Here is a 7,193-nt window from a genome sequence, read left to right as displayed (position 1 = left end):
CGGGCCCAGTTAACCTCGATCTGCGACACCTCAGGCGCGCGTGCTTCTACTACTTTGCAGCGACGACGGCGATGATCCGGGCCGCGAGCTCGCCGGAGGATGCCGGGTTCTGACCGGTGTACAGGTTACGGTCGACTTCGATGTGCGCGGTGAACGGCGCCGCCTCGACGAAGTCCGCGCCGAGGTCCACCAGGCGGGTCTGCACGAGCCAGGGCGCCTTGGGCGCCAGTCCCCCGATGACCTCTTCCTCGTTCGTGAACCCGGTCATGCGATAACCGGTGAACGGCCAGCTGCCGTCCGCGCGCTTCGCGGCGAGGAGCGCGGCAGGGGCGTGGCACAACACGGCCAGGATACGGTCGGTGTCGAGCGCCTCGGTCATGAGCGCGCCGGACGTCGCGTCGACAGCGAGGTCCTCCATCGGGCCGTGGCCACCGGGGTAGAAGACCACGTCGTAGTCGGCGACATCGATGTCGTCGATGCTGCGCGGGGCGTCGAGCTCCTCGCCGATCGACCCGAGGTAGGCGATGATCTCGGCGGCCCGGTCCTCCCCGCCCGCGGCCTGGGGGGTGAGGCTGCCGCGGTCGATCGTGGGCGCGACCCCGCCGGGAGTCGCGATGGTGATGGACCATCCGGCCTCGCTGAATCGCCGGTGCGGTTCCGCGAGCTCCTCCGCCCAGTACCCGGTCGGGTGCAGGGTGCCGTCATTGAGGGTCCAGTGGTCAGCGGCGCTGACGACGAAGAGTACGTGGGCCATGATTCTCCAATGTTCAAAAATGGGTGGATGCGTGTCGTGGAGCGGGATCGAGTCGGCTCAGACGGTCGTGCGCACGACCATCTTGCCGGTGTTCTCTCCGCGCATGAGGCCCAGGAAGGCCTCGACCGCGTTGTCGATCCCGTCGACGACGGTCTCGTCGAAGACGACGGCGCCGCTCGTCAGCCATCCGGACATCTCGGTCGAGAACGCGCCGAAGTGCTGCAGGTAGTTGCCGACCGTGAACCCCTTCAGGGTGAGCCCGCGGGTCACGATGTTCGACATGTTGCGGGGTCCCGCGGATGCCTCGGTCGTGTTGTAGAGGGAGATCGCGCCGCAGAGTGCAGCGCGTCCGCCGTCCTTGAAGGCGCCGAGGGCGGCCTCGAGGTGCTCTCCCCCGACGTTGTCGAAGTACACGTCGATGCCATCGGGTGCGGCGAGGGCGAGCTGGCCGGCGATGTCGCCGTCCTTGTAGTTGAAGGCGGCGTCGAAGCCGTATTTGCTCGTGAGCAGCGCAACCTTCTCGGGCGTGCCTGCGGAACCGACAACGCGGCCGGCACCCTTGAGGCGGGCGATCTGGCCGACCATGCTGCCGACGGCCCCGGCTGCGCCCGAGACGAAGACCGTGTCGCCGGGCTTCATGCCCGCGATGTCGAGGAGGCCGACGTAGGCGGTGAGAGCGGTCATCCCGAGCACGCCGAGGTAGGCGGAGAGCGGAACGCCGGGCAGTTCGGGCACGACGCGGAAGCCCGCGGCGGGGGCCTGCACGAGGTCGCGCCAGCCGTACTGGTGCACGACGACGTCGCCGACGGACACTCCGTCGGCGGCAGATGCGACGACCCGGCCGACCGCGCCACCGGTCATGGTCTCGTCGAGTGCGTAGGGCGGCGAATAGCTCTTCACATCGTTCATCCGGCCGCGCATATAGGGGTCGACGGACACGAACTCGTTGGCGACGCGGATCTCGCCGGGCGCGAGCTCCGGCAGGTCGACGTGGACCGTGCGGAAGTCGGCCGCCGTCGGCCATCCGACGGGGCGTGCGGCGAGCTGGATCTGGGTGCTGGTATTCGCTGTCATGGGTGACTCCTGAACTTCTCTGTGCCGAACGTGGGGCTCGGAACGTTTTTGTACCGACTGGTTTACTATATGCTGAATCGAACGGTACACAAAAACCCGACCACTGACTGGAGACCGAGATGGGCCGCACGCCGAGCTTTGACGCTCCCGTCGTCGTGACCGCGGCACGCGACCTGTTCTGGGACCGCGGCTTCGAGGCGGCGTCCCTCGCCGACCTCGAGCGGGTCACCGGGCTCAACAGGTCGAGCCTGTACCACGCGTTCGGAAGCAAACGCGGGCTCTTCGACGCCGCGGTCGCGGACTACCTCGAGACGGTCATCCGCCCGCGCCTGCGCCCGCTGCTCGCCGAATCGGCCGGCCGTGCCGCCCTGCTCGCGTACTACGGCGACCTGAGCCTGGCCGTCGCCTCCCTGCCCGACGATTCACCGCGCCGGGGCTGCCTGCTCGTCAACTGTGCAGCGGGACTCGCCGGCCACGACGACCCCGCCAGGAAGGTCGTCGACGACTACCGCGCCGAGCTCACGGCGGCACTCCGCAACGCCCTCGCGGGAGCGGCGGCCGAGATCGCTCCGGGCACGGATGCCGGGGCCGCTGTCCTCGACGAACGCGCCCGCACGCTCGCCGCCTTGTCGATGAGCGTCATGCTGCTCGCCCGGGTGAACCGGGACGAGTCGCTCGCACTCCTCGCCACGGCCGCGGACCAGGTCCGGTCCTGGCACCCCTGATCTATTGCTCTAGAGGCGCTTGACCGGGTTCGTCAGGATGCCGATGCCCGGGATCTCGATCTGCACGGCGTCGCCGTCGTGGACCTTTTCGGCGCGGTCAGGGGCGCCGGTGAGGATCACATCGCCCGGCAGGAGCGTGAAGACGCTCGAGACGAACGCGACGACCTCGGCGACCGAATGCTTGTAGAGCGCAGCCGTCCCCTTCTGGAACTTCTCGCCGTTGACCCGACCGGTCAGGTGCAGGCTCGTCCAGTCGTACTCGGTGTCGATCACGGGGCCGAGCGGGCAGAACGAGTCGAAGCTCTTGGCGCGGGCGAGCTGCCCGTCGCGCTCGAGGAGATCGCGCGCCGTCACGTCGTTCGCAATCGTGTACCCGAAGATGACGTCTTCGGCGTTCTCGACCGTCACGTTCTTCGCGATCTTGCCGATCACGATCGCGAGTTCGCCCTCGACGCGCACGTCGTGGGACTGCGCCGGGAGGAAGATCGGGTCGTCCGGCCCGATCACCGAGGTGTTCGGTTTGAGGAAGAAGAGGGGCTCGCGCGGTTCGGCGTGCTCGCGTTCTTCGTCGTCGGAGAAGAACGCATGCGCCATGCCCACGATCTTGGAGCGCGGGATCACGGGCGCGAGCAGCTTCACGTCGCGCAGGGCGATCCGGTCGCCGGTCGGGTCGTACCCGGCGAACATCGGGTCGCCCTTGAGTACGACGAGCTCATCGTCGTCGACGATGCCGAAGGCGATGATTCCGCCCTGGCTGAACCGCGCGACCTTCACGCCTGGTCCGCGGGTACGTCGAGGCGGGTGAGCCAGCCGTGCCGGTCGGGCAGCAGCCCGTACTGGATGTCGGTCAGCTCCTGGCGGAGCGCCATCGTGATCGTGCCGGCCGGCGCATCCGCATCGCCGATGGCCAGGCCGCCCGGTCCCTTGAGCTGTGAGATCGGGGTGACCACGGCGGCGGTGCCGCACGCGAAGACCTCGGTGATGGCACCGGATGCGATTCCGTCGCGCCAGTCGTCGAGGGTCACGTCGCGCTCCTCGACAGTCAGTCCCCGGTCACGGGCGAGCTGGATGATGCTGTCGCGCGTGACACCCTCGAGGATGGTGCCGGTCAGTCGCGGGGTGACGAGCGTGTCGGTGCCGTACACGAAGAAGACGTTCATCCCACCGAGCTCGTCGATGTGCGAACCGGTTTCCCCGTCGAGGAAGAGTACCTGGGCGCAGTCGTTGTCGTATGCCTGCATCTGCGGCAGGAGCGAGGCGGCGTAGTTGCCACCGCACTTCGCGGCCCCGGTTCCGCCGCGGCCGGCACGGGCGTATTCGGTCGAAAGCCAGATCTTGATCGGGGCGACGCCGTTGGCGAAGTAGGCGCCCGCAGGGCTCGCGATGACGTAATAGCCGACCTTGTGGGCGGCGCGCACACCGAGGAAGCTTTCGTTGGCGATCATGAACGGTCGCAGGTAGAGACTCGTCTCATGGTCCGACGGCACCCAATCGCCGTCCACGGCGATCATCTGCCGGATCGATTCGATGAAATCGCTCTCGGAGAGCTCCGGCAGGGCGAGCCTGCGTGCCGAACGCTGGAGCCGGTCGGCGTTCTTCTCCGGGCGGAAGGTCCAGATGGAGCCGTCGGCGTGGCGGTAGGCCTTGAGCCCCTCGAAGATCTCCTGGCCGTAGTGCAGCACCGAAGAGGCCGGGTCGAGCTGCAACGGGCCGTACGGGATGACCCGGGCATCGTGCCAGCCCTCCTCGACGGTCCAATCGATCGAGACCATGTGATCGGTGAACTTCTTGCCGAAACCGGGGTCGGCGAGGATCTCCTCACGCTCGGCCCTCGAGCGCGCCATCGTGGACGGCGTCAGGCTGAAGGTCAGCGGGAAGGCGCCCGTGGTCGCGGCGTCGGTCGTGGTGCCTGTGGTGGTCTCGGTGGTGGTGTCGCTCAGTGCTGCCTGGCTCATTGGAGTCCCTTGTCTGTCATTCGAGTCACGATGGCGTCGCCCACCGCGCTGGTACCGCGCGACGCCGTGAATGCCCCATTTTCCGTACGGGCCGCGATATCGGCGACCACCGCGTCCCGGACCCGGGCCGCGGCATCCGTCAGGCCCAGGTGATCGAGCAGGAGGGCGACGGAAAGGATGGCGGCCGTCGGGTCCGCAAGCTGCTTGCCCGCAATGTCGGGGGCCGAACCGTGCACCGGTTCGAACATGCTCGGGAACCGGCCGTCCGGGTTGATGTTCCCGGATGCTGCCAGGCCGATGCCGCCGCTGATTGCGGCCGCCAGGTCGGTGAGGATGTCGCCGAAGAGGTTATCCGTGACGATGACATCAAATCTACTCGGATTTGAGACGAGGAAAATCGTCGCAGCATCCACGTGCAGGTAGTCCACCGTCACGTCGGGGTATTCGGCGGCGACGGTCGTCACGATCCGCTGCCATAGGCCGCCGGCGAAGACGAGCACGTTGGTCTTGTGCACGAGGGTCAGGTGTTTGGCCGCGCGGCCCCTGGCGACCTCGAAGGCGTAGCGTACGACGCGTTCGACGCCGAAGGCCGTGTTGACCGAGACCTCGTTGGCGACCTCGTGCGCGGTGCCCTGGCGGATGGCGCCGCCGTTGCCGACGTACGGCCCTTCGGTGCCCTCGCGCACGACGACGAAGTCGACGTTGCCGGGAGCCGCGAGCGGGCTCGGCACACCGGGGAACAGCACGCTCGGTCGCAGGTTGACGTAGTGGTCGAGCGAGAAGCGCAGCCTGAGCAGCAGGCCCCGCTCGATGTTCGCGTTCGCGAGGCGCGGGTCGCCGGGCACTCCCCCGACGGCGCCGAGCAGGATGGCGTCGTGGGCGGCGATCGCCCCGAGGTCATCATCGGTGAGCACGTCGCCCGTCTCGAGGAACCGGGTCGCGCCGAGCGAGAACCAGGTCAGCGCGAATTCGACGTCGTCGGCCACTGTCGCTGCGCCGAGCACCTTGACGGCCTCGGCGACGACTTCGGGTCCGATCCCGTCTCCGGGAATGACGGCGAGCTTGATCTGACGGGACATGGGACTCCTGGGGGCTCGGATTGCTGTACCCAAACCCTACTGCGACGCGTCAGGTCGGGTGATCCCCGCGTCTTCGTCACTCCCGGAATCGACGCCGGCTCACCGCGCCGAGCGCAGTGCGACCCAGGCGACCATGGCCGCTACGACCACGAGTCCGGCTCCGATCCAGGCGGTGGGACCGATTCCCGTGAGGAAGGCCTCCCGCGCAGACTCCAGCAGCATCCGGCCGGCTCCTGCCGGCAGCTCGGCCGCAACGGCGACGGCCCCGCCGAGGGTCTCCCCCGCCGCGGCCCGTTGTCCGGCGCCGAGCCCATCAGGCAGCACCACCGCGGAGCGGTATGCCGAGGTGAGGATGCTGCCCAGGACCGTGGTGCCGAGAACCGCGCCCAGTTCGTATGCGGTTTCCCCGACAGCGGATGCAGCGCCCATCTTCTCCGGCGGTGCGCTCGCCACGATCAATTCGTTCGACACCGTCTCGGCAGCCCCGATCCCGATCCCGAGGGCGACGAAGGCGACGGCCACACCGGCAGGGCCGAATCCGGCTCCGCCGATCGCGAATGCCGTGTACCCGGCCGCAGAGAACAGCAGCCCGGCCGGGATCACGATCGACGGCCGGATCCGCCTGGCGATCGGGACGACGATCAATCCGGCCAGGATCATCGCCACCAGGCCGGGCACGAGTACCAGGCCGGCAGCGAGGGGCTCCAGGCCGAGGACGAGCTGGAGGTATTGCGAGACGAAGAACAGTCCGCCGACGAGCGCGACGACGCTCAGGAAGTTGACCCCGACCGCGCCGCTGAACGAACCGCGACGGAAGAGTGCGAGGTCGAGCATCGGCTCATGGAGACGCCGCTGCCGATGGGCGAAGAGGATGCCGGCAACCAGTCCCACTGCGATCGACACGGTTCCGGCGACGCCGAACCCGGAGTCGGCGAGCGTCTTGATGCCGAAGACGATCGGGAACATCGTCAGGAGCGAGAGCAGGATGCTCGGCACATCGATCGCACCCGGGTTCGGATCCCGGGATTCCGGCACGATCAGCGGCGCCACCACGAGCAAGGGCAGCAACAGCGGGACCGCGAGCAGGAAGACGGATCCCCATTCCCCGTTCTCGAGGATGAGTCCGCCGACAACGGGGCCGAGTGCGCTGCCGGCCGCGAAGCCGCTCGCCCAGATGGCGATGGCGAGGCGGCGCTCATTGCGTTCCGTGAAGACGGACCGCAGGAGTGCGAGCGTGGGCGGCATCAGCATGGCCCCGAACACGCCCAGTGCAGCACGGTCGAGGATGAGCCATTCGATGCTCGGCGCGAAGGAGGCGATCACCGACATCGCTCCGAAGCCGGCGGAGCCGATCAGCAGCAGTCGGCGCCGGCCGATCCGGTCGCCGAGGCTGCCCATCGAGACCAGCAGCCCCGCGAGTACGAGGGGGTAGATGTCGATCACCCAGAGCAGCTGGGTGCCGCTCGGGCTGAGGGCCTCGGAGATCTGCGGCAGGGCAAGGTTCAGCACGGTGTTGTCGATCGAAACGAGCAGCACCGGCAGCATCAGCACCGCAAGGGCCCACCAGCGGCGCACGGGCGCGGCGCCGGGTTGGACGGGGATCCGG

Annotated in this window: 7 protein-coding genes; 1 reads left to right on the top strand and 6 read right to left on the bottom strand. The window is 68.3% G+C overall.

Annotated elements, in window-relative coordinates:
* Window positions 1-49: 49 nt before the first annotated feature.
* Entirely contained in the window at window positions 50-754 is a 705-nt protein-coding gene (locus QN357_RS16615) for a type 1 glutamine amidotransferase domain-containing protein (protein WP_134447394.1), read from the bottom strand.
* A 57-nt stretch (window positions 755-811) separates the two neighbouring features.
* A complete protein-coding gene (locus tag QN357_RS16610) occupies window positions 812-1,828 on the bottom strand; it encodes an NADP-dependent oxidoreductase (RefSeq protein WP_134447392.1) in 1,017 nt (338 codons plus the stop codon).
* A 119-nt stretch (window positions 1,829-1,947) separates the two neighbouring features.
* Here QN357_RS16610 and QN357_RS16605 point away from each other — a divergent pair, with 119 nt between their 5' ends.
* Window positions 1,948-2,553 (top strand): TetR/AcrR family transcriptional regulator, encoded by a 606-nt coding sequence (locus QN357_RS16605; protein ID WP_134447390.1) that lies wholly within the window; start codon window positions 1,948-1,950, stop codon window positions 2,551-2,553.
* Window positions 2,554-2,562: 9 nt separating this feature from the next.
* Here QN357_RS16605 and QN357_RS16600 read toward each other — a convergent pair whose 3' ends face one another.
* The 4 genes from QN357_RS16600 to QN357_RS16585 all read right to left on the bottom strand — a co-directional run bounded on the left by QN357_RS16600 (window position 2,563) and on the right by QN357_RS16585 (window position 7,189).
* Window positions 2,563-3,327, bottom strand: coding sequence for a fumarylacetoacetate hydrolase family protein (locus QN357_RS16600; protein ID WP_134447388.1), 765 nt, complete (start codon window positions 3,325-3,327; stop codon window positions 2,563-2,565).
* The gene (locus QN357_RS16595) at window positions 3,324-4,508 is read right to left on the bottom strand and encodes a branched-chain amino acid aminotransferase (protein WP_323505231.1); all 1,185 of its coding nucleotides are present in this window, start codon (window positions 4,506-4,508) and stop codon (window positions 3,324-3,326) included. Before QN357_RS16595 ends, QN357_RS16600 begins: the two co-directional genes overlap by 4 nt.
* Window positions 4,505-5,587, bottom strand: a complete 1,083-nt coding sequence (locus QN357_RS16590) for a 3-isopropylmalate dehydrogenase (RefSeq protein ID WP_134447385.1) — start codon at window positions 5,585-5,587, stop codon at window positions 4,505-4,507. The genes QN357_RS16595 and QN357_RS16590 overlap by 4 nt, the downstream gene beginning before the upstream one ends.
* A 99-nt stretch (window positions 5,588-5,686) precedes the next feature.
* Window positions 5,687-7,189 (bottom strand): MFS transporter, encoded by a 1,503-nt coding sequence (locus QN357_RS16585; RefSeq protein WP_323505233.1) that lies wholly within the window; start codon window positions 7,187-7,189, stop codon window positions 5,687-5,689.
* Between the last annotated feature and the right edge of the window lie 4 nt (window positions 7,190-7,193).

This window comes from Cryobacterium sp. RTC2.1 (genome assembly GCF_035018685.1).
In the GTDB taxonomy this organism is placed as follows: Bacteria; Actinomycetota; Actinomycetes; order Actinomycetales; family Microbacteriaceae; genus Cryobacterium; species Cryobacterium glucosi.
Note: the sequence above shows the minus strand (reverse complement) of the source record. Positions and strands in the feature narration are given on the sequence as shown.